At 68.4% G+C, this 25,546-nt stretch carries 28 protein-coding genes; 25 read left to right on the plus strand and 3 right to left on the minus strand.

Going from position 1 to position 25,546, the window contains the following annotated elements:
• Nucleotides 1-38: 38 nt before the first annotated feature.
• The 14 genes from RALTA_RS25815 to RALTA_RS25880 all read left to right on the plus strand — a co-directional run bounded on the left by RALTA_RS25815 (nt 39) and on the right by RALTA_RS25880 (nt 13,047).
• Nucleotides 39-419, plus strand: a complete 381-nt coding sequence (locus RALTA_RS25815; RefSeq protein ID WP_012356919.1) for a flagellar protein FlaG — start codon at nt 39-41, stop codon at nt 417-419.
• 61 nt (nt 420-480) lie between these two features.
• Nucleotides 481-1,887 carry a flagellar filament capping protein FliD gene (fliD, locus tag RALTA_RS25820; protein ID WP_012356920.1) on the plus strand — a complete coding sequence of 469 codons (1,407 nt, stop codon included), beginning with the start codon at nt 481-483 and terminating at the stop codon, nt 1,885-1,887.
• Nucleotides 1,888-1,924: 37 nt separating this feature from the next.
• Nucleotides 1,925-2,350: a flagellar export chaperone FliS gene (gene fliS / locus RALTA_RS25825; RefSeq protein WP_012356921.1), complete on the plus strand. Its 426-nt coding sequence runs from the start codon at nt 1,925-1,927 to the stop codon at nt 2,348-2,350.
• Nucleotide 2,351: 1 nt separating this feature from the next.
• On the plus strand, nt 2,352-2,699 hold the full coding sequence (locus RALTA_RS25830) for a flagellar protein FliT (protein ID WP_041232652.1): 348 nt from the start codon (nt 2,352-2,354) through the stop codon (nt 2,697-2,699).
• 36 nt (nt 2,700-2,735) lie between these two features.
• Entirely contained in the window at nt 2,736-4,058 is a 1,323-nt protein-coding gene (locus tag RALTA_RS25835; protein WP_012356923.1) for a flagellar hook-length control protein FliK, read from the plus strand.
• The gene (locus RALTA_RS25840; RefSeq protein ID WP_012356924.1) at nt 4,055-4,345 is read left to right on the plus strand and encodes an EscU/YscU/HrcU family type III secretion system export apparatus switch protein; all 291 of its coding nucleotides are present in this window, start codon (nt 4,055-4,057) and stop codon (nt 4,343-4,345) included. The genes RALTA_RS25835 and RALTA_RS25840 overlap by 4 nt, the downstream gene beginning before the upstream one ends.
• Nucleotides 4,346-4,354: 9 nt before the next feature.
• A complete protein-coding gene (locus RALTA_RS25845) occupies nt 4,355-6,787 on the plus strand; it encodes an O-linked N-acetylglucosamine transferase, SPINDLY family protein (protein ID WP_157877258.1) in 2,433 nt (810 codons plus the stop codon).
• Nucleotides 6,784-7,554, plus strand: a complete 771-nt coding sequence (rfbF, locus tag RALTA_RS25850) for a glucose-1-phosphate cytidylyltransferase (RefSeq protein WP_012356926.1) — start codon at nt 6,784-6,786, stop codon at nt 7,552-7,554. The genes RALTA_RS25845 and rfbF overlap by 4 nt, the downstream gene beginning before the upstream one ends.
• Complete coding sequence (gene rfbG / locus RALTA_RS25855) at nt 7,539-8,633, plus strand: CDP-glucose 4,6-dehydratase (protein WP_081479537.1); 1,095 nt, start codon at nt 7,539-7,541, stop codon at nt 8,631-8,633. The genes rfbF and rfbG overlap by 16 nt, the downstream gene beginning before the upstream one ends.
• A gap of 27 nt (nt 8,634-8,660) precedes the next feature.
• Complete coding sequence (locus tag RALTA_RS25860) at nt 8,661-9,911, plus strand: class I SAM-dependent methyltransferase (protein WP_012356928.1); 1,251 nt, start codon at nt 8,661-8,663, stop codon at nt 9,909-9,911.
• Complete coding sequence (gene rfbC / locus RALTA_RS25865) at nt 9,908-10,462, plus strand: dTDP-4-dehydrorhamnose 3,5-epimerase (protein ID WP_012356929.1); 555 nt, start codon at nt 9,908-9,910, stop codon at nt 10,460-10,462. Before RALTA_RS25860 ends, rfbC begins: the two co-directional genes overlap by 4 nt.
• 46 nt (nt 10,463-10,508) lie before the next feature.
• Nucleotides 10,509-11,579, plus strand: coding sequence for an FkbM family methyltransferase (locus tag RALTA_RS25870; RefSeq protein WP_012356930.1), 1,071 nt, complete (start codon nt 10,509-10,511; stop codon nt 11,577-11,579).
• A gap of 2 nt (nt 11,580-11,581) precedes the next feature.
• A complete protein-coding gene (locus RALTA_RS25875) occupies nt 11,582-12,403 on the plus strand; it encodes an NAD-dependent epimerase/dehydratase family protein (RefSeq protein ID WP_050976532.1) in 822 nt (273 codons plus the stop codon).
• Complete coding sequence (locus RALTA_RS25880) at nt 12,394-13,047, plus strand: LbetaH domain-containing protein (protein WP_041232653.1); 654 nt, start codon at nt 12,394-12,396, stop codon at nt 13,045-13,047. The genes RALTA_RS25875 and RALTA_RS25880 overlap by 10 nt, the downstream gene beginning before the upstream one ends.
• A gap of 80 nt (nt 13,048-13,127) precedes the next feature.
• On the opposite strand, the gene fliE is transcribed toward RALTA_RS25880, so the two are convergent.
• On the minus strand, nt 13,128-13,451 hold the full coding sequence (gene fliE / locus RALTA_RS25885) for a flagellar hook-basal body complex protein FliE (RefSeq protein ID WP_025584120.1): 324 nt from the start codon (nt 13,449-13,451) through the stop codon (nt 13,128-13,130).
• 425 nt (nt 13,452-13,876) lie between these two features.
• Between fliE and fliF the strand changes: the two genes are divergently transcribed.
• The 10 genes from fliF (at nt 13,877) to RALTA_RS25930 (ending at nt 22,905) form a co-directional block, all read left to right on the plus strand.
• Nucleotides 13,877-15,607, plus strand: a complete 1,731-nt coding sequence (fliF, locus tag RALTA_RS25890) for a flagellar basal-body MS-ring/collar protein FliF (protein WP_012356934.1) — start codon at nt 13,877-13,879, stop codon at nt 15,605-15,607.
• The gene (gene fliG / locus RALTA_RS25895) at nt 15,594-16,604 is read left to right on the plus strand and encodes a flagellar motor switch protein FliG (protein ID WP_012356935.1); all 1,011 of its coding nucleotides are present in this window, start codon (nt 15,594-15,596) and stop codon (nt 16,602-16,604) included. Before fliF ends, fliG begins: the two co-directional genes overlap by 14 nt.
• The gene (fliH, locus tag RALTA_RS25900) at nt 16,591-17,403 is read left to right on the plus strand and encodes a flagellar assembly protein FliH (RefSeq protein ID WP_041232654.1); all 813 of its coding nucleotides are present in this window, start codon (nt 16,591-16,593) and stop codon (nt 17,401-17,403) included. Before fliG ends, fliH begins: the two co-directional genes overlap by 14 nt.
• A complete protein-coding gene (fliI, locus tag RALTA_RS25905) occupies nt 17,396-18,874 on the plus strand; it encodes a flagellar protein export ATPase FliI (protein WP_025584117.1) in 1,479 nt (492 codons plus the stop codon). Before fliH ends, fliI begins: the two co-directional genes overlap by 8 nt.
• A complete protein-coding gene (gene fliJ / locus RALTA_RS25910; RefSeq protein WP_012356938.1) occupies nt 18,840-19,298 on the plus strand; it encodes a flagellar export protein FliJ in 459 nt (152 codons plus the stop codon). The genes fliI and fliJ overlap by 35 nt, the downstream gene beginning before the upstream one ends.
• Before the next feature lie 50 nt (nt 19,299-19,348).
• On the plus strand, nt 19,349-20,797 hold the full coding sequence (locus RALTA_RS25915) for a flagellar hook-length control protein FliK (protein ID WP_012356939.1): 1,449 nt from the start codon (nt 19,349-19,351) through the stop codon (nt 20,795-20,797).
• Between the two features lie 216 nt (nt 20,798-21,013).
• Nucleotides 21,014-21,166 carry a type II toxin-antitoxin system HicA family toxin gene (locus RALTA_RS29250; RefSeq protein ID WP_407637519.1) on the plus strand — a complete coding sequence of 51 codons (153 nt, stop codon included), beginning with the start codon at nt 21,014-21,016 and terminating at the stop codon, nt 21,164-21,166.
• A 43-nt stretch (nt 21,167-21,209) separates the two neighbouring features.
• Nucleotides 21,210-21,626 carry a type II toxin-antitoxin system HicB family antitoxin gene (locus tag RALTA_RS25920; RefSeq protein ID WP_012356941.1) on the plus strand — a complete coding sequence of 139 codons (417 nt, stop codon included), beginning with the start codon at nt 21,210-21,212 and terminating at the stop codon, nt 21,624-21,626.
• Between the two features lie 33 nt (nt 21,627-21,659).
• Entirely contained in the window at nt 21,660-22,322 is a 663-nt protein-coding gene (alkB, locus tag RALTA_RS25925; protein WP_012356942.1) for a DNA oxidative demethylase AlkB, read from the plus strand.
• A 94-nt stretch (nt 22,323-22,416) separates the two neighbouring features.
• Nucleotides 22,417-22,905 carry a GFA family protein gene (locus RALTA_RS25930; protein ID WP_012356943.1) on the plus strand — a complete coding sequence of 163 codons (489 nt, stop codon included), beginning with the start codon at nt 22,417-22,419 and terminating at the stop codon, nt 22,903-22,905.
• Between the two features lie 61 nt (nt 22,906-22,966).
• On the opposite strand, the gene cysK is transcribed toward RALTA_RS25930, so the two are convergent.
• Nucleotides 22,967-23,884 carry a cysteine synthase A gene (cysK, locus tag RALTA_RS25935; RefSeq protein WP_012356944.1) on the minus strand — a complete coding sequence of 306 codons (918 nt, stop codon included), beginning with the start codon at nt 23,882-23,884 and terminating at the stop codon, nt 22,967-22,969.
• A 184-nt stretch (nt 23,885-24,068) separates the two neighbouring features.
• On the opposite strand from cysK, the gene RALTA_RS25940 reads away from it, so the two are divergent.
• On the plus strand, nt 24,069-24,833 hold the full coding sequence (locus RALTA_RS25940; RefSeq protein ID WP_012356945.1) for a sulfite exporter TauE/SafE family protein: 765 nt from the start codon (nt 24,069-24,071) through the stop codon (nt 24,831-24,833).
• Between the two features lie 44 nt (nt 24,834-24,877).
• Here RALTA_RS25940 and RALTA_RS25945 read toward each other — a convergent pair whose 3' ends face one another.
• Nucleotides 24,878-25,495 carry a DUF938 domain-containing protein gene (locus RALTA_RS25945; protein WP_012356946.1) on the minus strand — a complete coding sequence of 206 codons (618 nt, stop codon included), beginning with the start codon at nt 25,493-25,495 and terminating at the stop codon, nt 24,878-24,880.
• Nucleotides 25,496-25,546: the final 51 nt, after the last annotated feature.

The following is a 25,546-nucleotide window of genomic DNA, read 5'->3' on the forward strand; positions in this document are numbered from 1 at the left end:
CCCCGTAGTCAACCTCGCCAAACCGGATGGAGCAGCAGATGGCACCTTCCCCGACAGTGAATCCAGGCACGGTGCGCCTGTCGCGCGATGTGTTTTCCGGCGCCTCGGTGCCGGCCAGCGCACCTCATGTCGCCACTGGCGCAAACGACGCCGCCGTGGTGGCGGTCGCGCCGGCACAGGAACTGCCTGGCGTGCATGGCGGCGACACCGGGGCAGCCTTACGCGAGTTGGGTGAGGCGCTGAAGGCCACGTCGATCGGGCTGCGCTTCGAGATCGACGAAGACACCCATCGCGTCGTCACCAAGGTCATCGACAAGGAAACCGGAGAACTGATCCGGCAGGTGCCGACCGAAGAGGTCATGCGCATCGCCCGGGCGATCGACAAGCTGCAGGGGCTGTTCATCAGCCAGGCCGCCTGACGACACGCCGCATCGCAGTCCGCCATCCGAACATCAGTGGAAAAGAAAAGGCACGACCATCATGGCAACGATCTCCTCCCTCGGTATCGGCTCCAACCTGGAGCTGAACACTCTGCTGCAGAACCTGGAAACGGCCGAACGTGCCCCGCTGACGGCAATCAATAACCAGGCCAAGAGCTACCAGACCAAGCTGTCGGCGTTCAGCCAGGTCCAGAGTGTGCTTTCCGCCTACCAGGCCGCGGCCAAGAAGCTGTCCGAGGCAGCTACCTTCGGTGCGGTCAAGGCTAGCGTCGGCTCGGCCGACGTGCTGTCCGTCACGACAGCATCGAATGCCGTGCCGGGCAACTACAGCATCACCGTGAACACGCTCGCCACCGCACAGTCGCTGGTGAGCGGTAACGTTGCCGACCAGAAGGCAGTCATCGGCGGCGGCGACATTGTCTTCGACTTCGGCGAAGCCGTTGCGACCGGCGGGGCCGCGACCACCACAAAGACAGTCACGATTCCCGCCGGCTCGTCGCTCGAAGGCATGCGCGACGCCATCAACAAGGCGGGCATCGGCGTGACCGCCAGCATCATCAACGACGGCTCGGCCAGCCCCTACCGCCTGGTGCTGACCGCGGACAAGACCGGTACCGCCGCCACCATGCGCGTGTCCTCCACGGATGCGGCGCTCAACAACGTGGTCGCCTTCGATCCCACGGCCGGCGCCGGCGTGAACAAGATGGAACAGAAGGTGCCGCCGGCCAATGCCACGCTGAAGGTCAACGGCATCGACGTCGTCAGCCAGAGCAATGCGGTCGCCGACGCGGCGCAGGGCGTGACCATGAACCTGTCCAGGACCGGCACCACGACGCTGGTCGTCACGCGCGACAACGAGGCCATCAAGGCTGCGATACAAGGCTTCGTCACCGCCTACAACAACATCCAGAGCACGGCCAAGTCGCTCACCGCATTCGACACCACGGCGGGCACCTCCGCCGCGCTGACCGGCGACAATACCCTCCGCTCGATCCGCTCCAGCCTGCGCTCGATGCTGGGCGAGGCCATGGACGACGGCAAAGGCGGCAAGCTCACGCTGATGGGGATCGGCATCACGTTCGACAAGGACGGCACGATGAAGCTCGACGACACCAAGCTGAACAAGGCCCTGAAGGAGAACCTCGACGGCGTCACGGCAATGTTCTCCGGTGTCAACGGCGCCGCGGGAATCGGCAAGCAGGCCAGCGACTATGTCGAAGGCCTGTCCAAGACCGACGGGGCCCTGAAAGTGGCGCAGGACGGCATTACCGACACGCTCAAGGATCTCGAGGACGACTATGATCGCGTCGAGGCCCGCGTCAATGCGACCGTCGAGCGCTACAAGGCGCAGTTCACCCAGCTCGACCTGCTCGTCTCCCAGATGAACCGCACCAGCAGCTACCTGACGCAGCAGTTCTCCGCGCTGAACAACACCAGCAAGAAGTAAGCAGCCGCGCCTGACAGAGCCAGAGGAAGCCAAGCCAATGTTCGCCCGCCAAGCCGCAAATGCCTACGCCCAGGTGGGCGTACAGACCGGCGCCATGAGCGCCAGCCCGCACAAGCTGATTGCCATGCTGTACGACGGTGCCCGCGCGGCGATTGCGCGGGCCAGATTCCACCTTGACGGGGGCGACATTGCCGGGCGCGGCAACGCCATCTCCAAGGCCATCGACATCATCGACAACGGGCTGCGCGCCGTACTGGACCATGATGCCGGCGGCGAGATTTCCGCCAACCTCGAGGCCCTCTATGAATACATGGTGCGCCGGCTGATGCTGGCCAACCTTCGCAGCGATGCCACGCTGCTCGGCGAAGTCGATGCCCTGCTGGAAAGCCTTGCGTCGGCTTGGGCGCAGATCGATGAAGCCGGCCAGGCCGCCGAGCCGAGGGCCGCTCTACAGGACAACTGAAATGCGCACTCCCTCCGCTCCCGCGTTTTCTCCGATCGTCTCGTGCTACGAGCGCATTCTTGCATTGTCGGCTCGCATGCTGGAAGCCGCCCATGCCTCGGACTGGGACGCCGTGGCCGCCTTGCAGCACGGCTATCTGGCGGAAGTCGAGCACCTGCGGCAACTGGACCACGACGCACCGTTCTCCGATGCAGAACGCATGCGGCGCTACCAGTTGCTGGACCGCATCCTGACCTACGATGCGCGTATCCGCGACCTGGCCATGCCGCGACTGAAACGGCTCGGCAACCTGCTCACCAGCTCGCGCCGCCAGATCGAGCTGTCGGCGGCGTACGGCGCCACGGCCTGACCCCATTCCGCCACCACTCGCGCCGCATAACCGACCATGACCGGCATCCTAGTGCCGCCAGGCCTGGCCGCCGGTCAGGCAGCAGACGCGCAAGCGCTGCGCCCCGCCCTGGCCATCGACAAGCTGGCCGCGCTGCTTCCGGTACCTGAGACCACCGAGTCCAGCGTCCGAAATTCGACCGGGCAGGCGGTACGCAACAGCCAGCATGCCGGACCCGCCGGTGCCGCGGGCCAGGGCGCCTTGGTGCCTGGCACGTCCACGCGCGAATCACTGAGCGTGGCCGCACGCGCCATCCTTGCCGTGATGGACGGCACCGAGAACGGACCGGTACAACGCGCATCGCCGCTGCTGGGCGCCGCACCGTCACCCGCATCCGTGCCGGCTGCCGCAGCGGCACTATCGAACGCCGTCAGCCAGAGCGGGCTGTTCTACGAGTCCCATCTGGCCCAGTGGTTCGCCGGCGCCCGTGCCTTGCCCGGCATCCTCCAGGAACCGCAGGCCGCTATCCCGCGCCCGCAGGGACCTTCTGCCACGCCCGGCCCGGCGCCTTCGGCCAGCGGCACGCCCGCGGCCGGGTTGCTGACATATGGGGGCGCGGCAACGACCGGCGAACCGCCAAGATTCGCGACACCGGCGTTGATTCCGGCTTCGCAGGTATTGGCCGAAGCCCTGGCATCGCCGCGCAACCCGCGCGTCGGCCACAGTCACGCGGCTGCCGAGCGCGCGGTGCGCGACGGCGCGGGCACGACCGCGGCCTACAGCCACGCAGCGGCCGGCGACTTGCCGATGCCGCGGCCTTCCGCGGCGTCGCTGGCTACGCAGGCTTACCAGACGACGGCCGATGCGGGCCGCGCCGCCGATATGCAGTCTGCCGCCCCGCGCGGCGCCGACCTGCCGGAGCAGGCGCAGGCAGACGCAGCGCGCCAGTCCACGCCGGCCGGTCCGGCTATCCACCCGGCCACCGAAGGCCTGGTACGCCAGCAGCTGGAACTCCTTGCCACGCAGCAGTTCCGCTTTGCCGGCGAGGCCTGGCCCGGGGTGCCGCTCGCATGGGACCTCCGGCGCAGCGACGCCGACGGCAGCGCCGATGCACACGATGGCGGCGCGCGCCCCTGGACGAGCCGCATGTTGCTGCAATTGCCCAGCCTCGGCGCCGTCGAGGCAGTGCTGACGCTGGGGCCCGCCGGCCTGGAAGCGCACGTAGCAACTCCCGACAGCAACATTGCCGCCCGCTTTATCGCGGCCCGACCACTGTTGCGCAGCCGGCTCGAAGCCCAAGGCATCGCGCTGCAGCGCCTTAACGTGCAGACCCGGGACACGCTGGAGACGGGCGCGCCGGACAGCAGCAGCAAGCCATGAGCGATACCGGCCACGACCGCGGCGCGGCGGTCGCGCTCTCGTACCAGCCCAGCGACAAGGCGCCTCGGATCGTCGCCAAGGGCTACGGCGTGGTGGCGGAGGCGATCATCGCCCGCGCCAAAGAGGCGGGCGTCTATGTGCACGACTCGCCCACGCTGGTCAACCTGCTGATGCAGGTTGACCTTGACAGCCAGATCCCGCCGCAGCTGTATGTGGCGGTGGCCGAGTTACTGGCGTGGCTGTACCAGCTGGAAGCCGGCACCATTGCCGAGCTGCCACGGCCATGACTGGCGCCCTTGCCCCGCGGCGGCGCGGCGCATCGTGCCCGCCGGGCCCGCCGTGCGCATCCCCACCGGAGAAATAGGCGCGATTTGGCCCTGTGTTCGGCCCGGCGTTGCGAAGATCCCTTTGTTACATTGACCCGGCCTTGCCTGGCAATGTACGGCGAGGCCACCTTTCGCCACCGGAGACCCGCCGCAATGCCTCGCCATATTCCTGCAGCCGCCGCGCCGCAACGTCTGCTAGACAAGGCTCGTGCCCAATTCCAGGCAGACGACTATGCGGGCGCCTTGAAAACCCTCGGCCAGGCCGAGCGCATCGGCGTGCGAACGGTCGACAAGCATTTCCTGAAGGCGGCGAGCCTGTACAAGCTGGACCGACACGATGAAGCGCTGGCCGCCGTGGAAACGGCCCTGGAGTCCCATCCGAAACACGCGCGGGTCCTTGCGCTGGCCGGGGCGATCGAAGTACAACGCGCGCGGTACCAGCGCGCGGCGGAACTGCTGAAACGCAGCCTGGACATCGATCCCAAGGGGCACGGCGTATGGCAGGAGTACGCGGCGGTGCTATACCGCCTGATGGACTATGAAGGGTCCCGCCTCGCCGGTCTCCAGGCGTTGCGCCTGGCACCCAATGACTCTGCGGCGCTCGGCAATTATGCGTCCGCGCTGCGCGAAACGGGCGAATCAGTCGAAGCAATCGCCTATTTCCGCAAGGCATGCGCGGTGGATCCCACCCACCGCCACAACCGCACCAACCTGCTGTTCGCGTGCCTCTACGACGACAAGACGGATGCCGCGCAGATCCTGCGCGAAACGCAGTCGTGGGCACAAACGCTGGCGGCCCTTGCGGCCGTGGCGCCGCCCTCCTGGCCGACGCGCCAGGGCCGCGTGCGCCTGGGGGTCTTCTCCAATGACCTGCGGCTTCACGCGTGCGCATACTTCCTGATCCCCCTGCTTGCCAACCTCGACCGCAACCGCTTCGAGGTGGTCCTGGTGTCGCTGAGCCCGGCGCTGGACCACATCACCGAGAAGATCCGCCAGTACGCCGACGAGTTCCTGGATGTGTCGCGCAAGCGCGAAGAAGAAGTCGTGACCATGGTGCGGGCAGCAGGGCTGGATGCCCTGGTCGACCTGGGCGGCTACGCCGGCGCGTCGCCGCTGACATACATGGTGCACCAGCTCGCCCCGGTACAGCTGACCTGGCTGGGCTATCCCGGCACGACCGGCATGCGGCAGATCGGCTACCGCATCACCGACGGCATTGGCGACCCGGCGGGCAGCGACAAGCACTACACCGAGACCCTGCTCCGCGCCAGCGTGTTTTGCGCATACCACCCGCTGGTCACCAATCCGCTCGGCATCTACGCGCGGCGTTACCGCGTGAACGACACGCCGGCGCTCGCCAACGGCTATATCACGTTCGGCGCATGCCATAGCATGGCAAAGCTGACGGCGCCGACGCTGCGGCTGTGGGCGGCGGTGCTGGCCGCCTGCCCGGGCAGCCGCTTGCTGATCGAGGCCAGCGGACTCGACCAGGACAGCCTGCGCGGGCGCACGCTGGCACGACTCCAGGCAAACGGCATCGATACCGCGCGTGTCGACCTGGTCGCCCGCAACAGTGCCAACCAGTACGTGACCTACCATCGCATCGACATCGCCCTGGATACCACACCGGTTACCGGCGGCACCACGACCTGCGACACGCTGTGGATGGGCGTGCCGGTGGTTTCCCTGGCCGGCAGCATGTTCCACCAGCGCGTCTCCGCCCCCTTCCTGCACGCGACCGGTCTCGACGACCTGATCTGCGACACCCCGCAGCGCTATGTCGAAGTGGCCAGCGCGCTCGCCGCCGATGTCGCCCAGCTCAATGCGCTGCGGCAATCGCTGCGCCAGCGCGTCGAGAGCAGCGCAATGTGCGACGCTGCCGGATTCGCCCGCTGGTTCGAGGCCCAGCTTGCGGAACTGGTCGGCCAGCGCAAGGCGGTGCCGGCCGCGGAGACGCCCCAAGCCTATGGCGGCGTGCATTTCGGCGGAAAATGGCATAGCTACCAGGACATCGTGATGTCCGTCGCAGCGCATCTGCACCGGCGCGAGTACGAACCGCTGCGCAACCTGCTGGAAAACCTTACCTCGTCGTGGTATCGCCACTGGCTGGTCGCCTACGCGCTCGCCGTGATCGAACGCGAGGGCGGCGATGCCGCCTACGCCATCGAACTGCTGATCGAGAGCATCGGGATGCGGCCTTATGCGCTGCCCCTGTACCGGCTGCTGGCGCACTGGCTGAAGCAGGACGGACTGGACCAGGGTTCACTGGCCCAGCTGTTGCAGGATCAGTTCGGGCTGACGCTGGAATCCCTCGAGGCGTCCCCGGTGCCGACGGTATTCGACGTGCTCGGCATTGCCGTGCAGGCGGCAACGCCGGTGCAAGTGGAGGTTGCCGCAGCATGAAGGCTGTCATTCTCGCAGGCGGACTCGGCACGCGCATTTCGGAGGAATCGCACCTGCGTCCGAAGCCGATGATCGAGATCGGCGGCAAGCCGATCCTGTGGCACATCATGAAGATGTACTCGTCGCATGGCGTGAACGAATTCGTGGTCTGCCTCGGCTATAAGGGCTACGTCATCAAGGAGTACTTTGCCAACTACTTCCTGCACATGTCGGATGTCACCTTCGACATGCGCGAGAACGGCGTCACCGTGCACCAGCGCAAGGCCGAACCGTGGCGCGTCACCCTGGTCGATACTGGTGAAGACTCCATGACCGGCGGCCGCCTGCGACGCGTGCGCAGCTATCTTTCGCCGGACGAGCCCTTCTGCTTCACCTATGGCGACGGCGTCTCCGACATCGACATCTCCGCCGAGATTGCCTTTCATCGTGCGCATGGCAAGCGCGCGACCGTGGCCGCGGTGCAACCGCCCGGCCGCTATGGCGCCCTCCAGCGCGACAACGACAAGGTGGTTGGCTTCGCCGAGAAGCCGCGTGGCGATGGCGCATGGATCAACGGCGGCTTCTTCGTGTTGAACCCGCAGGTAATCGACCTGATCGATGGCGACCATGTCAGCTGGGAAGAGGCGCCGATGCGGGAACTGGCGCACAGCGGACAAATGGTGGCCTTCGAGCACCGGGGCTTCTGGCAGCCGATGGACACCCTGCGCGAGAAGAACCAGTTGGAAGAGCTATGGCAATCCGGGGCGGCGCCATGGAAAACATGGTGAGTCCTTCCCGCCCCGGCGGGACCGGCAGCCTGGATGGCTTGCGCGGGCTCAGTGTCTTTGTCACCGGCCATACTGGTTTCAAAGGCGCGTGGCTGACCTTGCTGCTGTCGCGACTGGGCGCCAGGGTCAGCGGCTATGCGCTCGCGCCCGCGACCGTGCCCAGCCTGTTCGGCCTGGCCGGGATCGAGGACACCATGGTCAGCCATACGGTAGGGGACATCCGTGACGCGTGCTCGCTGCGCACCGCGATGCGCGCCGCCAGGCCCGAGCTGGTGTTGCACCTTGCGGCTCAGCCCCTGGTCCGCGCGAGCTACCGCGACCCGCTCGGGACCTGGTCCACCAACGTCATCGGCACAGCCAACGTCCTCGACGCCATACGGGATTGCGAGACAGTACGCGCTGCTGTGGTCATCACCACCGACAAGTGCTACGAGAACAAGGAGTGGCCGTGGGGCTATCGCGAAACCGATGCGCTCGGCGGACATGACCCCTATAGCGCCAGCAAGGCGGCCACCGAGCTGGTCGCGGCCAGCTACCGGCATTCGTTCCTGGACAGCGCCGGCGTATTGCTGGCCACGGCACGCGCCGGCAACGTGATCGGCGGTGGCGACTGGTCCGCCGACCGGCTGATTCCCGACGCCGCGCGCGCGGCGGCGGCCGGCGCCACCCTGTCGATCCGGCGCCCGGATGCCACACGCCCGTGGCAGCATGTACTGGAGGCTCTCTACGGGTATTTGCTGCTGGCATCGCGGCTGCTCGCCGGGGAACGCGCCTTTGCCACCGCATTCAATTTTGGTCCGGCCAGCACCGACAACGTTTCGGTCGGCACGGTGCTGGGCGGCCTGCAACAGCATTGGCCGGAACTGCGATGGGCGCACCACCCGGAACCCGGTGCGCCGCATGAAGCCGGACTGCTGATGCTCGATTGCGCCCGCGCCAGCCAGATGCTGGCGTGGCGTCCGCGCTGGCCCCTTGAACAGGCGCTGGCCCGGACCGCCGAATGGTATCGCCGCGTCCAGCGCGAGCCCGGCCTGGCCCGAGCCATGTGCGAACAACAGATCCAGGCGTACTGTGCCTAAATTCATCTGCCGAACCTGCGCCAACCCATGAACGCTTCGCCTGCCACGCCACCTGCCTGCCGCGCCTGCGGCACGCCGCTGGAACAATCGGTAGTGGATCTCGGCCTGTCGCCGATTTCCAATGCCTTCATCCGCCCAGAGCATGCCGAGCGGGGAGAAATGTTCTATCCGCTGCATGCCATGGTCTGCACGAGTTGCTGGCTGGTGCAGCTGCGCGACGCGACCCCGGCCAACGTGCATTTCCATGACGATTACGTCTACTTCTCTTCGTACTCGTCATCGTGGCTGGCGCATGCGCGCAACTACGTGGAAGCGATGCGCCGGCGCTTCCGGCTAGGCACACAAAGTCGCGTCATGGAAATCGCCAGCAACGACGGTTACCTGCTGCAGTACTTTGTGCAGGCCGGCGTGCCTTGCCTCGGCATCGAGCCCACCGCCAACACCGCCGCGGCCGCACGGGACAAGCACGTCGACACGCGCGAGGCCTTCTTCAATACGGCCAGCGCGCGCACGCTTGCCGCGGAAGGCTGGCAGGTCGACCTGCTGCTGGGCAACAACGTCCTGGCCCATGTGCCCGACATCAACGACTTCGTCGCCGGCATGCCGGTGGTGCTCAAGCCGGAGGGCGTGATTACGCTGGAATTCCCGCACCTGCTGCGGCTGCTGGAAGAGAACCAGTTCGACACGCTCTATCACGAGCACTATTCCTACCTGTCGCTGACTGCATTGATGCCGGTGCTGGCGCGCGCAGGACTGCGCGCGTTCGACGTCGAGCATCTGACCACCCACGGGGGCAGCTTGCGGCTGTATGCATGCCACGCCGCGGCCGGCCATGCCAGCTCGCCCGCCGTCCTGGCGTGCCTGGATGCAGAACGCGCGGCAGGCCTTGCCTCGACCGCCGGCTATGCAGCGTTCGCAGAGCGCGTGCATCGCGCCAGGCAGGAGTTGCTGGGCTTTCTGCTTGAGGCAAGGCGCGCCGGCAAACGCGTGGCGGCCTATGGCGCCGCCGCCAAAGGCAATACGCTGCTGAACTACTGCGGCGCACGCACCGATCTGGTCGAGTTCGTGGTCGACCGCAGTCCGGCAAAGCAGGGTCGGTTGCTGCCAGGTACGCGCATCCCGGTGCTGGCTCCCGAGGCCGTCACTGCGCACCGCCCCGACTATCTGCTGGTGCTGCCATGGAACCTGCTCGACGAGATCCAGCAGCAAATGGCACACATCCGCGCATGGGGCGGCCGCTTCGTGACAGCCATTCCCAATACCGTGGTGCATCCATGATCTTCACGCCGACCCGCATCGCCGGCGCATGGCTGATCGATCCGGAGCCGCTGCACGATGAGCGCGGCCATTTCGCCCGCATCGTCTGCCAAGCGACGTTCGAGCGCCATGGGCTGAACGCACGGTTCGTGCAGCAAAGCGTTTCGCGCAACACGCGCGCCGGGATCCTGCGCGGGATGCATTTCCAGGCGGGAGCCGCCGCGGAGGAAAAACTCGTGCGCGCCACCGCCGGCGTGGTCCACGACGTGATCCTGGACCTGCGCCGCGACTCCGCAACGTATCTCCAATGGCAGGCGTTCGAACTGTCCGCGCAGTCGCAAAGGGCTGTCTATATCCCGAAAGGGGTGGCACACGGCTTCCAGACGCTGACGGCGCTGTCTGAGGTGTTCTACCAGATGACCGTCCCTTACAGCCCGCAGCATAGCCAGGGATTGCGCTGGGACGACCCCGACATCGGCATCGCCTGGCCGGACTGTGAAGACCGGCTTATCTCGGCGAGGGATCTCGCGCTGCCGACACTGGCCGAATCGGCTGGTGTCGCGCCGTGTTGACCGCTCTGTTTACCCGACTCATTTCCGCAGCCAAATCCGATAATCCATGAATACCGAAGCCCTTCAGAAACTGTCTGCGGCGCTGCAGACAGTGGCCGCAAGCCCCGCTGCCCGCGACAAGGTCCTCGCCATGTGCAAGTCGATCGAACAAGACCTGGCCAGCTACGCTGGCAGCGTGCGCGACGATATCACCGGACCGATCATCGACGCGCTGCACGATGAAACCACCCGCCTGCGCAAGACGCTCTCCGACGGGACCGTATTCGAGTTTCTGTACCGCACCAAGATCGCTCGCGATTTCCTGATGAGCACGCCGGAGCAACCGGACCACGTCTGGGAGCCACAGACCACCAAGCTGCTGCTGCGGCTGTGCTCGCCCGGCGGCCACGCGCTGGTCGGAGGCGCGTATTTCGGCGACCAGGTCGTGCTGATGGCGCGCCGGCTGGCATTGGCCGGCGGCACCTGCCACGCCTTCGAGCCGAACGCCGACCAGCTAGCCATGCTGCGGCGCAATGCCGAACTCAACGCGGTCGGCAATATCCGCAGCTGGCGCCTGGGCCTCTGGTCGGACAGCACTTCGCACCTGCGCCTGGTGGGCCACGATTCGTTTGCCCACGCGGAACGCGTAGAGGGCGCCGATGGTGCGGCCAGCTTCGCCACCATCACCGTTGATGACTACTGCGCGCAGCAGGACATCGATCGTCTCAGCCTGATCATGCTGGATATCGAAGGCGCCGAGCTCAACGTGTTCCGGGGCGCGGCAAGACAGCTGTCACGCCCGGCCGGTGCCGCGCCCAATCTGGTGTTCGAGGTGCATCGCCACTACGTCGACTGGAGCGAGGGCCTGCAGAATGCCGAGATCGTCCGCGAGCTCGCGGACTATGGCTACCATGTCTATGCGGTACGTGACTTCAATTCCAACGTCGATATGCGTGGACGCCCGGTCGAGCTTGTGCCCGTCGATGACATCCACCTCGACGGCCCCCCGCATGGCTTCAACATGGTCGCGGTCAAGGACCCCACGCTGCTGCGCTCTGCCGAATTCGCACTATGCCCGGGTGTCAGCCCCAAGCTGCTCTGGCACCGCGACCCGGCCCTGCACCACCCGCTCCATTAAACATGGCCGTCACCATGCGCTGTACCGTCATTGGCGGGGCGGGCTTCGTCGGAAGGCGCCTGGCCGCGCGGCTGCTCGCCGCCGGACGCGAGGTCAGTGTGCCGCGACGGGACGATCCCGGGCTGCTGTCGCGCGACCTGGGCCAGGTCTACTATTGCGCCGGGCTGACTGCCGACTACGCTGACCGCCCGTACGACACGGTGCAGGCCCACGTGGGCCTGCTTGCGGATGTGCTGCGCGCGGGCCGCTTCTCCCGCCTTGTCTACCTGTCCTCTACCCGCCTCTACGACAGTGCGCCCCAGATGCCGGCAGACGAAGCCGCGCCGTTGATGCTCTCGCCGGCCAACCCGCGGGCGCTCTACGATTTATCCAAGGCGCTCGGCGAGAACCTTTGCCTGACGCTCGCTCCGGGGCGGGCAGCGGTGGCCCGGCTCTCGTGCGTGTTCGACTGGGAGCATGGGGCTCCCGGCTTCCTGTCGGAATGGCTGCAGCAGGCAACAAGCCAGCGCGAGCTCTGGCTGGACACCGACGCAGCCGTCATGCGTGACTATATCCACCTCGACGACGTCGTCACAGCGCTGGTTGCACTTGCAGATGCGCCGGATACCGGCATCTTCAACGTCGCCAGCGGCACCAATGTCTCGAACGGCGAGCTGGCCGAACTATTCGGCCGGCGCGGCTGGCAGGTCACACTGGCGCGGGCGTCGGCACCGCTGGTTGCGCCACAGTGCCGTGTGCAGCGATTGCATGCGCTGGGCGTCGTGCCGCGCGATGCGCGCGACATCGTCGACGCCCGCCTCGCGGAGATCGCTAAATGGAACTGATCGGTCAAACCTGGGCCGGCCTGGCCACCTATACGTGTGAACAGATCGACAGGCTGATACCGGACGGTCAAGCCCGCGCCATGCGTCCGGTCATCGAACGGAACCTTGACGAGGCACTGGCGCGCACGGCCCGCTGCATCGACGCCGTGAAGATGTGGAAGCCGGGATCATTCAATTACCTGCACTCCAGCCAATACTGCCAGTATCTCTATTACCTCGCCAATACGATCTGGCGCAATGAGCGGGACGCGCAACACTGCACGCGGCTGTTCTTGCTGAACAAGGCGCTCAACGGCATCGACCTGTTCTACGAGATCGAGATGCCGGAGGTTTTCTTCATCGGCCACTCCGTCGGCATCGTGCTCGCCAAGGCGACCTATGGCAACTATCTGGTGCTTTACCAGAATTCCACCGTGGGCAAGAACCATGGCGTAGCGCCGGTGATCGGCGAGGGGGTGGTGATGTATCCCAACTCGGCCATTATCGGGCGCAGCCGCGTGGGTGCGGGCTCGGTGATCTCGCAGGGAGTCGGGGTGATCAATCGGGACACTCCGGGCGACTGCCTGGTCTTTGCCGGTCACGGCGGCGAGCTGGTTTGCAAGCCGGCGCCGCAGCCCGCGCTGGAAGAGTACTTCCGCGTCTAAATGGGGGGCCGTCAGGCCCGCGCCAGCGACGACCCCTGTCCGCAGACGCGGTGCAGGGGTGTTGTTCAGTTGCCGGGAGATCACACCGGCATATTCATCATCTCCTGATACGCCGCCACCAGCCGGTTGCGCACCTGCACGCCGGTCTGGAACGACACATTAGCCTTCTGCAGGTCAATCATCACATCATTAAGCGCCACGCCGGGCTTGCCAAGCTCAAACGCCTCGGCCTGGCCGTAGGCGCGCTCCTGCGCGGCGTTGATGCGGCCGAGCGAGCGCTGCAGTTCGCTGGCGAAGCCGCCGCCGGCCGGCGCCGCGGCCTGGCTGGTGGCGTTGCCGGAGGCAACCTGGGACATCCCGCGCAGTTGCTGCAGCATGCCTTCGATGGAAGAGATAGTGGTCATGGGTGGTGATCGGCCGGAAGTCCGGCCCGGTTGGTCTCAGGGCGCGCCGTTGGCGCCGGTTGGCCGGTTCCCGGCCTGCCACAGGCCCGCGCCAGGCGGATCCGCAGCCAGTTTCAGCCCTCGCAGCGTACCCGCCGCCACCCTGGCCCGATGGACCGAAATCGGCCGGAAAACCCGGTCTATTCGCCGGATTGTCGCGCTCAAGTCTGGCCGATCATTGCCACCGTGCCGGAAGAGCGCGGGCCGTGGTGCCGTGCTGGTGCCGGCCATCAACAGACAACCATCCATTCGGGAGTACGCGTGTTTTCTCTGCAGCGCAATGTGAGCCGCACGGCTGGCCGTGCCGCGAGCCGGGCCGACGACCAGGGCGATCCGCAGCGCGGGTGCCGTCGCGCGCCTGGCCGCGCCGCATCCGGAGCACGCGCATGACCGCGGCAGTGGCACTGCCCGGGCGTCCGGCCGAGATGCTGGAGCGCCTGAAGGCCAACCCGAAGCTGCCGCTGATGCTGGGCGGCGCGGCCCTGGCCGCCGCGATTGCGGTGGGCGTGCTGTGGTCGCGCGGGCCGGACTACAAGGTGCTGTACAGCAACTTGTCCGAGCGCGACGGCGGCGCGGTGCTGCAGTCGCTGCAGCAGATGAACGTGCCGTACAAATTCGCCGAAGGCGGCGGCGCCGTGATGGTGCCGGCCGAGAAGGTGCACGAGACGCGCCTGCGGCTGGCGTCGCAGGGCCTGCCCAAGAGTGGCACCGCGGGCATGGAACTGATGGACAACCAGAAGTTCGGCATCAGCCAGTTCGCCGAACAGGTCAACTACCAGCGCGGGCTCGAAGGCGAGCTGGCGCGCTCGATCGAATCGATCGCCGCGGTGCAGTCCGCGCGCGTGCACCTGGCCATCCCCAAGCCGACGCTGTTCGTGCGCGAGCGCCAGAAGCCGACCGCGTCGATCGTGCTGCAGCTGTACCCGGGCCGCGCCATCGACGAAGGCCAGGTCGCGGCGATCAGCCACCTGGTGTCGTCGAGCGTGCCGGAGCTGACGCCGAAGTCCATCTCCATCGTCGACCAGCACGGCAACCTGCTGTCGAACACCGGCAACGAGCGCATGCTCGACGCCACCCAGCTCAAGTACGTGCAGGCGCTGGAACAGAACTACCTGAAGCGCATCGAGGCGATCCTGACGCCGATCGTCGGCAAGGACAACGTTCGTGCGCAGGTCACCGCCGACGTGGACTTCTCCATCGTCGAGCACACCGACGAAAGCTACAAGCCCAACCAGGACCCGACCCGCACCGCGATCCGCAGCCAGCAGACCAGCGAATCGACCCAGCAGGGCGCAACGCCGCCGGGCGGCGTGCCCGGCGCGCTGTCGAACCAGCCGCCCGCTGCCGCCGTCGCGCCCGTGACCACGCCGCAGACGCCGCGCGCGGGGCAGGCACCGGGCCAGGCCGGCGCACCGGGCGCGGGCCAGCCGGGCCAGCCGGGCCAGGCTGGTCAAGCCGGTCAAGCCGCGCAGGGCGCCACCGCCACCGCGTCCAGCGGCCCGAGCAGCAACCGCCGCGATTCGACCGTCAACTATGAGCTGGACCGCTCGGTGCGCCACGTGCAGCAGGCGCCGGGCGGCGTGCGCCGGCTGTCGGTGGCGGTAGTGGTCAACTACCGCCAGCAGGCCGATGCCAAGGGCAAGCTCGTGGCCGAGCCGCTGCCGCCGGCACTGCTGGCGCAGATCCAGAACCTGACCAAGGAAGCGATGGGGTTCTCGGCCGAGCGCGGCGACTCCATCAACGTGGTCAACAGCCCCTTCACCGCCGAGCGCGAAAAGGCCGAGCCCGAACTGCCGCTGTGGAAGCAGCCCGACATGATTGCACTGGGCAAGAGCCTGGCCGGCTACCTGCTGCTGGCATTGCTGGCGCTGTTCGCGTGGTTCAAGGTGGCGCGCCCGATCCTGCGCCGCTACACCGCGCCGCCGTTGCCGGCGCCGGAGCCCAAGGACGAGACCGAGGCGGTGCTGCTGCCGCCGGAAGAGCCGGCCAATCCGGAAATCCTGCGGCTTGCCGCGAAGTATGAAAGCGACCTCGCGCTGGTGCGCGACGCCGCCCAGCGCGACCCCCGCCTGGTCGCCAGCGTGATCAAGAACTGGATTAGCAATGACAACCGCTAAGGGCATCTCTGAATCCGGCCTGCAGAAGAGCGCGGTGCTGATGATGGCGATCGGCGAGGATGCCGCGGCCGAGGTGTTCAAGCACCTGTCCCAGCGGGAAGTGCAGGAGCTGGGCGCAGCCATGGCCACGCTCAGCTCGGTCACCCGCGAGGAAATGGCCGCGGTGCTGGGCGAGTTCCGCGCCGAGACCGAGCAGTACCTGGCGCTGAACGTCGATTCCAGCGCGTTTATCCGCAGCGTGCTGAACAAGGCGCTGGGCGAGGAGCGCGCGCAGTCGGTGATCGAGGACATCCTGGAGTCGCGCGATCCGGGCGGCGGCATCGATTCGCTGAACTGGATGGATGCCACGGCCATCGCCGAGCTGATCCGCGACGAGCATCCGCAGATCATCGCCACCATCCTGATCCACCTGGACCGCCAGAAGTCGTCGGAAGTGCTGGGGCTGTTCACCGACCGCCTGCGCAATGACGTGATCCTGCGCATCGCCACCTTCGGCGGCGTGCAGCCGGGCGCGCTGCAGGAACTGACCGACGTGCTGACCAAGCTGCTGGCGGGCCAGAGCCTGAAGCGCAGCCGCATGGGCGGCGTGCGCACCGCGGCCGAGATCATCAACCTGATGAGCACCGCGCACGAAGAGGCGGTGATCGACGGTGTGCGCCTGCACGACGGCGACCTGGCGCAGAAGATCATCGACGAGATGTTCCTGTTCGAGAACCTGCTCGAGGTCGACGACCGCGGCATCCAGCGCGTGCTCAAGGAAATCGCCACCGAATCGCTGATCGTCGCGCTCAAGGGCGCGCCGCAGGAGCTGCGCGACAAGTTCATCCGCAACATGTCCACCCGCGCCGGCGAGATGCTGCGCGAGGACCTGGAAGCGCTGGGCCCGGTGCGCGTGTCGCAGGTCGAGGCCGAGCAGAAGGCCATCCTGCAGGTGGTAAGGCGCCTGGCGGATGCGGGCGAAGTGCAGATCGGCGGAGGCGACGATGCCTATGTCTGAGGCAGACCCCGAGCGCGGGGCCGGGCGCCGCGGGTTGGGCGCGGATCCGCTCTCGTCCCTGGGCAGCAACGGCGCCGCCGGTGCCGGCGGCTTCGCGCCGTTCGAGCCGCCGCGCCGCGCGCGTGGCGGGGGCGCGGGCTGGCAGCGCTGGCAGATGGGCGCGCTCGATTCCCGGCACGCCGAACCGCTGGAGACGCTGGCCGCCGTGCCGGCGGAACCCGCGCCGCCGCCGATCGATTTCGCGGCGCTCGACGCGATGCGCGAGGGCGCGCGCAAGGAAGGCTACGCCCAGGGCTACACCCAGGGCCAGACCCAGGGCTACGGCGACGGCCATCGCGAAGGCTATGCGCGCGGCCTGGAAGCCGCCCGCAACGAGGCCGCGCAGCTGCAGGCGCTGGCGGGGAATTTCCGCAGCGCGCTGCGCAATGTGGACGACGCGGTCGCCCACGCGCTGGTGTCGCTGGCGCTGGACGTGGCCCGCCAGCTGGTGCGCACGACGCTGGCGCAGGACGCCGCGGCGCTGCTGCCGGCGGTGCGCGAACTGCTGACCAGCGAACCGGCGCTGTCCGGATCGCCCAGCCTGCTGCTGCACCCCGACGACGTCACGCTGGTGGAGACCCATCTGCACGGCGAACTCGCCGCCGCCGGCTGGACCGTGCGCGCCGACGCATCGGTAGCGCGCGGCGGCTGCATCGCCAGCGCCGCCAGCGGCGAGCGCGACGCCACGCTGCCCACGCGCTGGACCCGCGTGGTCCGGGCGCTTGGCCGCGACGACCCGTGGGAGCCGCCGCATGCCTGATACCGCGCAGGACACCCACGACGCCGCGCACGCCCATACGCAACGCTGGATCGGCGCGCTCAACGGCGCCGCGGCCGGCATTGCCGGGCTCGACAGCAAGCGCAGCTGCGGCCGCCTGACGCGCGCCGCGGGGCTGGTGCTGGAGGCCGTCGGCCTGCGCCTGCCGGTGGGCAGCGATTGCCTGATCGAGCTGCCCGCCGGACAGTTCACCACCGACAGCAATGCCCCGCGCACCGCGGAGGCCGAAGTGGTCGGCTTCGGCGCCGACCGCCTCTACCTGATGCCGCAGTCCGACGTGGTCGGCCTGCTGCCGGGCGCGCGCGTCTATCCGCTGGAGCCGTCGCCGCAACCGGCCGGCATCAGCGCTCCGCGCGAGCCGGGCTCCAAGCGCCTGCCGGTCGGCGCGGGCCTGCTGGGGCGCGTGCTGGATGCGGCCGGCCGCCCGCTGGACGGGCTCGGCCCGCTTGCCGCGGCAATGGAAGTCCCGCTGGCCGGCGAGCAGATCAACCCGCTGATGCGGGCCCCGATCGAAACCGTGCTGGACACCGGCGTGCGCGCCATCAACGGCATGCTGACCGTCGGCCGCGGCCAGCGCATGGGCCTGTTCGCGGGCTCGGGCGTGGGCAAGAGCGTGCTGCTGGGCATGATGGCGCGCTACACCAGCGCCGACGTCATCGTCGTCGGCCTGATCGGCGAACGCGGCCGCGAGGTGAAGGAGTTCATCGAGAACATCCTGGGGCCGGAAGGACGTCGCCGCTCGGTGGTGGTGGCCGCGCCGGCAGATTGCTCGCCGTTGCTGCGCATGCAGGGCGCCGCCTACGCGACGCGGCTGGCCGAGTATTTCCGCGACCAGGGCCAGCACGTGCTGCTGATCATGGATTCGCTGACGCGCTACGCCATGGCCCAGCGCGAAATTGCGCTGGCAATCGGCGAGCCGCCCGCCACCAAGGGCTATCCGCCGTCGGTCTTCGCCAAGCTGCCGACGCTGGTCGAGCGCACCGGCAACGGCCCCGAGGGCGGCGGCTCGATCACCGCGTTCTACACCGTGCTGACCGAAGGCGACGACCAGCAGGACCCCATCGCCGATTCCGCGCGCGCCATTCTCGATGGCCATATCGTGCTGTCGCGCAGCCTGGCCGAAGCCGGCCACTATCCGGCCATCGACGTCGAGGCCTCGATCAGCCGCGCCATGACCGCGCTGATCCCGCACGAGCAGTTCGGCTCGGTGCGCCGCTTCAAGCAGCTGATGTCGCGCTACCAGCGCAACCGCGACCTGATCAGCGTGGGCGCCTACGTGCCCGGCAACGACCCGGAACTGGACCTTGCGATCCAGCTGCATCCGCGCATGGAAGCCTTTTTGCAGCAGGACATCCACGAGCGCGCCGGTTACGCCGACGCCATCGCCGCGCTGCACAGCCTCTTCGACAGGAGTGAACATGCTCAAGCATTCACCGCTCAACACGCTGGCTGACCTGGCCCAGACCGATACCGATGCCGCCGCGCGCGAGCTCGGCCGGCTGCAGGGCCTGCGCACGCAGGCGGAGCTGCAGCTCAACCAGCTCACGCAGTACCGCCAGGAATACCGCGAACGCATGCAGGCGGTGGCCGCGCAGGGCATGAGCTCCAGCCGCTGGCAGGACTTCTCGCGCTTCCTGGATGCGCTGGACCAGGCCATCCGCCAGCAGGGCGCGGCGCTGGCCAAGGCCGAGGCCGACCTGCTGGCCGGCCGCAGCCACTGGCAGCACCAGAAGCGCCGCCTGAACTCGTTCGACACGCTGATCGCCCGCGCGGAAGCGAAGCAGGAACAGGTGGCCGCGCGCCGCGAGCAGCGCGCCAATGACGAATATGCCGCCCGCCTGGTCCGCACCGCGGCCAGCCGCCTGAGCGAAGCCTGAACGATGCCTGGGCGGCAACCACCGGCCGGGCCACACCGTAGCGAATCCCCATGATCGATATCAGCCAGATTGTCAGCAGCGCCGCCAACGCGGTGGAAGGCGCCCGGCGCGCGAGCGCGGACGCGGCCACCAATGGCTTCCGCGATGCGCTCTCGCAGGCGCGCGACAGCCACAAGGCCGCCGCACCGGCGCCCGCCGCCAGGGAGACGGTCGCGCGCGACACGCCCGCGGCGCGGCCCGCGGGCGCACAGGCGGACACCGGCAAGCCGCAGCATGCCGCCGCCAACGGCAAACAGCCCGCTGCCGGCGAAAAGGATCAGGACAAGGAAGACGCCGCGGCAGCAACGCCGACCGATGCAGCCGCCGCCGGGGCAGCAGCCGCATTGGCGCTGATGCTTCCCGCCGCCGCGCCAGCGAACCCCGCCGCCACGCCAGCCGGCGCGGCGGGCGCTGCCATCGCCGGCATGACGGACACCGGTGGTGCCGCGGCCTTGCAGGCAGCGCTCGGCAACACCGTGCCGAACGCCACCGCGCAAAGCCAGGTCGAAACCGGCACCACCGCAGGCCCTGCTGACGGCACCGCATTGCCCGACCCGTTGCAGGCAGTTGCCGCCGAATCGCGACCGGCGCAGCCGTCGGTCGCCGACACGCTCGCCACCATCGCCTCGCAACGCGCGGCGCTGCAGCCGGGCGGCAGCGCCGGCACCGATGCAAAAGCTGGCCCCACGCCCCAGCCCGTTGCGAGCGACGCGCTGGCACTGCGCCAAGCGGACCTGCCGGCCCAGGACACCGGCGCCTCCGCAGGCGGATCGGGGCATCGCCCTGACAGCGGTCTCGGCCAGCATCGCGCCGATCCGCTCGCGGCCAATCCTGCCGCGCCGGATGCCCGGCCCGCCACCGGCCAGTTCGCCGCCGCGCAAGCTGCCGCGCGCGCCGGCGAGACTGCCGCGGCCACTCCCGACAGCACCGCTGCCGTGGCGGCCACGCTGGCCGGACAGCCCGCTCCGGCCGCTGCCGCCGCTGCCGCCAGCCGGCCCGTGGTGGCCCCGCCGCTGTACGACAGCCAGTGGCCGCAGGCCCTGAGCCAGCAAATGATCCGCCTGGGCACGCAAGGCCAGCAAAGCGCCGAACTGCAGCTGAACCCGCCTGACCTGGGGCCGCTGAAGGTGGTGCTCAACGTGGTCAACGACCAGGCCCAGGCGCAATTCGTCTCGCCGCATCAGGCCGTGCGCGCCGCGGTCGAAGCCGCGCTGCCGCACCTTCGCACCGCGCTGTCGGAAAACGGCATCCAGCTGGGCCACACCTCGGTCGGCGCCGATGGCTTTGCCAGCCAGGCCGGCAACGGCAACGGTCAGCAACAGCAGGCGCCGGGGCATGGGCGCGGACAGGCTGGCTTTGGGGGCACTGCCGTGGCGGCGGTTGAGCCGGGGCCCGGGGCCAGTGCTGCGGCACGGCCTGCGCGTGTGCTGGGGCGGGGGGAGATTGATACGTTTGCGTGAAGAACTCCGCCACGCGGATTCGACTGCGCCCGCATGAAAGAGCAAGGCCGCCTCAAGGGCGGCCTTGTCATGTCAGCAGAAGCGAAGCGTGGAAGCTCGGACACGTTGCTGCAACAAGATTGGACGTTTTGCTGCTAGAATACGTAAACATTTTTGCTTACCCTGAACGCCACTGATCGGCAGGGGGTTTCGGGTGAAGCAAAGTGAATTTCGGCGATGGCTCGCCGGACAAGGCGCGACCTTCAGCGAGGCGCCAAGCATGTCAGGGTGTATCTCAATGGCAGGCAGTCGACCTTGCCGCGGCATCCCAGCCATGAAATCGGCGAGGGGCTACGCAAGGCGATCCTCAAGCAACTCGGCCTGTCGTGAGCCTGCAAGACGTACCTGCCCTTGTCGCCAAAGGAGTTTCAATATGCTTCGTTTTCCCGCCAACATTGTCCCCGACGGCGATGGCTTTGCGGTCTCGTTCCCCGATATCCCGGAAGCCCTGACCAGCGGCGCCACGATCGAGCAGGCCCGGGAGATGGCCGCCGATGCGCTTGCCACCGCCATGGAGTTCTATTTCGAGGATGGCCGGCCGGTGCCGCTGCCGTCGAAAGCCGGACGCGGCCAGCATCTGGTCGAGCTGCCGGCAAGCATGTCGGCAAAGGTGCTGCTGCTCAACGAGATGATCGCGCAGGGGGTCACGCAGGCTGAGTTGGCACGGCGCCTGCATACCCGCAAGCAGGAAGTCCAGCGCATCGTCAACCTCGATCATGCGACCAAGATCGACACGATCGAGGCCGCCTTCCGGGCGCTGGGCAAGCGGCTGGAACTGAAGGTCGCCTGAACCCGCCGGGCCACAGCAGCGCCCCTACCCACCATGACGTTCGACCTGTTCGACGACCTGCCCGAAGACTGCGCCGCCACCCCCATCATCGAACCCCTCGCCGACGGCGCCGTCGTGCTGCGCGGCGCGGCGCGGGCCAGTGCCGAAGTGCTGCTCGCCGATGTGCAAACCATCCTGGCCCTGGCCCCCTGGCGGCACATGGTCACCCCCGGCGGGCTGAAGATGTCGGTGGCGATGACCAACTGCGGCGCGTGCGGCTGGGTCTCCGACGCGCGCGGCTATCGCTACGACGCGGTCGATCCGCTGAGCGGACAGGCGTGGCCCGACATGCCGGCGAGTTTCCGAGAGCTGGCCGCCAGCGCGGCGGAGCAGGCGGGTTTTGCCGGCTTTGCGCCGGATGCCTGCCTGATCAACCGCTATGTGCCGGGCACCCGCCTGTCGCTGCACCAGGACCGCGACGAGCGCGATTTCACCGCGCCCATCGTCTCGGTGTCGCTGGGGCTGCCGGCGGTGTTTCTGTTCGGCGGCATGCGCCGTGCCGACAAGCCGCAGCGGATACGGCTGGCGCATGGCGACGTGGTGGTGTGGGGCGGGCCGTCGCGGCTGGCGTTCCACGGCGTGGCGCCGCTGGCCGATGGCGATCATCCGCTGCTGGGGCCGCTGCGCATCAACCTGACGTTCCGCAAGGCGCGATAGGCGCGCTAGCCGCCTGCCCCGGCCTTGGCACTTTGGCGGGGGTTTTCTACAGTCAATGGACTGTCCCGAACGCCACCGTGCAAAGGCCCTTCCCATGCATCTCGACGGCTCCTGCCATTGCGGCGCGGTCCACTTCTCGCTCGAGTCCGATTCGCCCTGCCCATACATGCATTGCCATTGCTCGATCTGCCGCAAGACGGCGGGTGGTGGCGGCTATGCCATCAACATCGGCGGCGATGCCGCCACGCTGCGCGTGCGCGGGCGCAAGCACCTGGGCGTCTACCGCGCCGTGCTGCGCGAGCCCGGCAAGCGCGCGCGGCGCTCGCCGGCGCAGCGGCATTTCTGCGTGAAGTGCGGCAGCGCGCTGTGGTTGTGGGATCCGCGCTGGCCCGAGATGCTGTATCCGCACGCCTCGGCCATCGACACGCCGCTGCCGCGCCCGCCGGAGGTGGTGGAGGCCTCGCTGGATTCCGTAGCGCCGTGGGTAGACGTGCCGCGCGGCAAGGGCCATGTCCGCTGCGACACATGGCCGGAGGAATCGCTGGCCGACTGGCACAAGCGGCACGGCCTGCTGTCGCGCTGAATGGCGGGCGGGCGCGACAGGAACGGTTTCGTTCAAGCCGCGCGCACGCCGCCGACATCCCTCAGGCGGGCAGGAAACCTTCGACGGTCAGGTAGCGCTCGCCGGTGTCGTAGTTGAAGCCCAGCACGCGCGCGTTGGCCGGCAGTTCCGGCAGCTTCTGCGCGATCGCCGCCAGCGTGGCGCCCGACGAGATCCCGACCAGGATGCCTTCCTCGCGCGCGCAGCGGCGCGCCATCTCGCGCGCGGGCTCGGCGTCGACCTGGATCACGCCGTCGAGCAGCGCGGTGTCGAGGTTCTTCGGGATAAAGCCCGCGCCAATGCCCTGGATCGGGTGCGGCGCCGGCGCGCCGCCGGAGATCACCGGCGACGCCACCGGCTCGACGCCGAACACTTTCAGCTGCGGCCATTTTTCCTTCAGCACCCGAGCGCATCCGGTCAGGTGGCCGCCGGTGCCGACGCCGGTGATGAGTGCGTCGAGTCCCTCGGGGAAATCGTTCAGGATTTCCTGCGCGGTGGTGCGCGCATGCACGTCGGCGTTGGCCGGGTTCTCGAACTGCTGCGGCATCCACGCGCCCGGTGTGGCGGCGACCAGTTCCTCGGCGCGCGCGATCGCGCCCTTCATGCCCTTCTCGCGCGGGGTCAGGTCGAAGGTGGCGCCATAGGCCAGCATCAGGCGGCGGCGCTCGACCGACATGCTGTCCGGCATCACCAGCACCAGCTTGTAGCCCTTGACCGCGGCCACCATGGCCAGGCCGATGCCGGTGTTGCCCGAGGTCGGCTCGATGATGGTGCCGCCGGGCTTGAGCACGCCGCGGCGTTCGGCGTCCTCCACCATCGCCAGCGCGATGCGGTCCTTGATCGAAGCGCCCGGGTTGCTGCGCTCGGACTTGATCCAGACCTCGTGGCCGTTGCCGAACAGCCGGTTGATGCGGATATGCGGGGTATTGCCGATCGTCTGCAGGATGTTCTGGACCTTCATCGTGTTCTCCGTGGCGGGTGCGATGCAGCGGGCCTGTCGGGCCCGGCAGCGCAGGATCGAATGACCCCGCCGATTTTAGTGCAAAGCGCCGCCCGGGCCGCTCGCGTATGATGGAGGCCGCCGCGCCTTGCCCCCGCTTCTGTCTGAATCCTGCCTGAAATCCCCCGCATTTCCCCCTGCCCTGATGCCTGACCACCTGCTGCTGTCTTCCCTGCTGATCTTCGGACTTGGTGGTTTGCTCGGCGCGGTGGGCGGGCTGTTCGGCATCGGCGGCGGGCTGATCGCGATTCCGGCGCTGGGCCTGCTGTTCGGCATGGACCAGCAGCTGGCACAGGGCACCGCGCTGGTGATGATCGCGCCCAACGTGCTGATCGGCTTCTGGCAATACCGCAAGCGGGCCGACATTGCGCTGCGCACGGCGGTCGTGCTGGGCTTGTCCGCGGTGCTGGCGACGTGGCTGTCGGCGCGCACGGCCACCGCGATGGACGCGCAGTTGCTGCGGCGGATCTTCGCGCTCTTCATGATCGGCATGGCGCTGTACTTCCTGTGGCGGCTGCTGCCGGGGCGCGCGGTGACGGCGCCGCAGGCGCGCGTCTCGGCACGCTGGATCCCGATGGTGGGCGTGGTCGGCGGCTTGTTCTCGGGCTTCTTCAGCGTGGGCGGCGGCGTGGTGGCCGCGCCGGCGCTGGTCGGCCTGTTCGGGCTGCGCCAGGCCGCGGCGCAAGGCCTGGCACTGGCGCTGGTGACGCCCGGCGCGGTGGTGGCGCTGGCCACCTATGCCCATGCCGGCCAGGTCGACTGGGCCAGCGGCATTCCGCTGTCGCTGGGCGGCATGCTGACCATCTCATGGGGCGTGGCGCTGGCGCACCGGATGCCCGAGCGCCGCCTGCGCGCGTTGTTTGCGGTGTGCCTGATCGCCACCGCGGTGGTGATGCTGGTGCGCGGCTGAAGCGGCGAAGCCTGCAAATCCTGCGAAGCTCGCGCGCGGCGCGCCTACTTGCGCAGCACCAGGCAGAAGTTGTTGGCCGGCATCGGCACCGGCTCGTCGCAGCGCAGCCCCTGCGCAGTACCCAGCGCGATCACTGCCTCCATGTCGCGCACGCCCCAGTCGGGGTCGGTGGCGCGCAGCTGCGCGTCGAAGGCGGCGTTGCTGGGGGCGGTATGCGCGCCGCCGCGGCGATACGGGCCGTACAGGAACAGCACGCCGCCGGGGCCCAGCAGCTTGCCGGCACCCGCGAACAGCGCCTCGGCCGCGGCCCACGGGGCGATATGGATCATGTTGATGCAGACCACCGCGGCGGCGGCGTCGATGCCCCACGGCTGGCGGCAGACATCCAGCGCCAGCGGCGCGCGCACATTGGCCACGCCCGCGTGCGCGATCCACGCGGCAATCGACGCGCGCGCTGCCGCGTCCGGGTCGCTCGGCTGCCAGATGATGCCGGGCAGCGCCGCGGCAAAGTGCACGGCGTGCTGGCCGGTGCCGCTGGCGATTTCGAGCACCGTGCCGCTGGCGGGCAATACCTGGCGCAGCACGGCGAGGATGGGCTCGCGGTTGCGCTCGGTGGCAGGCGCCATGCGGCGCGCATCGGGGTCGTGGGTCTGGCCGGTCATGATGGCATGCGCAGGCGGAAGCTGGGGAACGGGCCTAGCGTAGCAGAAATG

The sequence above is a fragment of the Cupriavidus taiwanensis LMG 19424 genome (genome assembly GCF_000069785.1).
In the GTDB taxonomy this organism is placed as follows: domain Bacteria; phylum Pseudomonadota; class Gammaproteobacteria; order Burkholderiales; family Burkholderiaceae; genus Cupriavidus; species Cupriavidus taiwanensis.

Coding starts and splice junctions, on each gene's coding strand:
- RALTA_RS25815 (WP_012356919.1), top strand. CDS start 39: ATGGCACCTTCCCCGACAGTGAATCCAGGCACGGTGCGCCTGTCGCGC.
- fliD (WP_012356920.1), top strand. CDS start 481: ATGGCAACGATCTCCTCCCTCGGTATCGGCTCCAACCTGGAGCTGAAC.
- fliS (WP_012356921.1), top strand. CDS start 1,925: ATGTTCGCCCGCCAAGCCGCAAATGCCTACGCCCAGGTGGGCGTACAG.
- RALTA_RS25830 (WP_041232652.1), top strand. CDS start 2,352: ATGCGCACTCCCTCCGCTCCCGCGTTTTCTCCGATCGTCTCGTGCTAC.
- RALTA_RS25835 (WP_012356923.1), top strand. CDS start 2,736: ATGACCGGCATCCTAGTGCCGCCAGGCCTGGCCGCCGGTCAGGCAGCA.
- RALTA_RS25840 (WP_012356924.1), top strand. CDS start 4,055: ATGAGCGATACCGGCCACGACCGCGGCGCGGCGGTCGCGCTCTCGTAC.
- rfbF (WP_012356926.1), top strand. CDS start 6,784: ATGAAGGCTGTCATTCTCGCAGGCGGACTCGGCACGCGCATTTCGGAG.
- rfbG (WP_081479537.1), top strand. CDS start 7,539: ATGGAAAACATGGTGAGTCCTTCCCGCCCCGGCGGGACCGGCAGCCTG.
- RALTA_RS25860 (WP_012356928.1), top strand. CDS start 8,661: ATGAACGCTTCGCCTGCCACGCCACCTGCCTGCCGCGCCTGCGGCACG.
- rfbC (WP_012356929.1), top strand. CDS start 9,908: ATGATCTTCACGCCGACCCGCATCGCCGGCGCATGGCTGATCGATCCG.
- RALTA_RS25870 (WP_012356930.1), top strand. CDS start 10,509: ATGAATACCGAAGCCCTTCAGAAACTGTCTGCGGCGCTGCAGACAGTG.
- RALTA_RS25875 (WP_050976532.1), top strand. CDS start 11,582: ATGGCCGTCACCATGCGCTGTACCGTCATTGGCGGGGCGGGCTTCGTC.
- RALTA_RS25880 (WP_041232653.1), top strand. CDS start 12,394: ATGGAACTGATCGGTCAAACCTGGGCCGGCCTGGCCACCTATACGTGT.
- fliE (WP_025584120.1), bottom strand. CDS start 13,451: ATGACCACTATCTCTTCCATCGAAGGCATGCTGCAGCAACTGCGCGGG.
- fliF (WP_012356934.1), top strand. CDS start 13,877: ATGACCGCGGCAGTGGCACTGCCCGGGCGTCCGGCCGAGATGCTGGAG.
- fliG (WP_012356935.1), top strand. CDS start 15,594: ATGACAACCGCTAAGGGCATCTCTGAATCCGGCCTGCAGAAGAGCGCG.
- fliH (WP_041232654.1), top strand. CDS start 16,591: ATGCCTATGTCTGAGGCAGACCCCGAGCGCGGGGCCGGGCGCCGCGGG.
- fliI (WP_025584117.1), top strand. CDS start 17,396: ATGCCTGATACCGCGCAGGACACCCACGACGCCGCGCACGCCCATACG.
- fliJ (WP_012356938.1), top strand. CDS start 18,840: ATGCTCAAGCATTCACCGCTCAACACGCTGGCTGACCTGGCCCAGACC.
- RALTA_RS25915 (WP_012356939.1), top strand. CDS start 19,349: ATGATCGATATCAGCCAGATTGTCAGCAGCGCCGCCAACGCGGTGGAA.
- RALTA_RS29250 (WP_407637519.1), top strand. CDS start 21,014: ATGGCTCGCCGGACAAGGCGCGACCTTCAGCGAGGCGCCAAGCATGTC.
- RALTA_RS25920 (WP_012356941.1), top strand. CDS start 21,210: ATGCTTCGTTTTCCCGCCAACATTGTCCCCGACGGCGATGGCTTTGCG.
- alkB (WP_012356942.1), top strand. CDS start 21,660: ATGACGTTCGACCTGTTCGACGACCTGCCCGAAGACTGCGCCGCCACC.
- RALTA_RS25930 (WP_012356943.1), top strand. CDS start 22,417: ATGCATCTCGACGGCTCCTGCCATTGCGGCGCGGTCCACTTCTCGCTC.
- cysK (WP_012356944.1), bottom strand. CDS start 23,884: ATGAAGGTCCAGAACATCCTGCAGACGATCGGCAATACCCCGCATATC.
- RALTA_RS25940 (WP_012356945.1), top strand. CDS start 24,069: ATGCCTGACCACCTGCTGCTGTCTTCCCTGCTGATCTTCGGACTTGGT.
- RALTA_RS25945 (WP_012356946.1), bottom strand. CDS start 25,495: ATGACCGGCCAGACCCACGACCCCGATGCGCGCCGCATGGCGCCTGCC.